Origin of the sequence: Paraburkholderia sp. SIMBA_030, from assembly GCF_046535245.1 — a bacterium.
GTDB lineage: Bacteria > Pseudomonadota > Gammaproteobacteria > Burkholderiales > Burkholderiaceae > Paraburkholderia.
In genome coordinates, this window is record NZ_JAWRXB010000850.1 from 1 (window position 1) to 261 (window position 261).

The 261-nt window shown below is 68.2% G+C and carries 1 pseudogene; it reads right to left on the reverse strand.

From position 1 onward, the window contains the following. Nucleotides 1-261 (reverse strand): annotated as a pseudogene (locus tag SB772_RS42405) (ABC transporter permease); the annotation flags it as partial.

Here is a 261-nt window from a genome sequence, read left to right on the forward strand (position 1 = left end):
CCCGACCGCGATGGTCCAGAAGCCCAGGTCGAGATTCGCGGTCTTGAACGCGGACAGCAGCGCGATGCCGGTGATGATGCCGGGCAGCGCGATCGGCAAAATCAGCGCGAACGTAATCGCTTCCTTGCCGAAGAAGTTGCGCCGGTACAGCGCGCCCGCCGCCGCCGTGCCGAGCAGCACAGCGAGCAGCGTCGCGAGCGCCGCCACTTTCACCGAGAGCCACGCGGCCGCGAGCATGTCGTCGCGCGCGAAGGCTTCGGT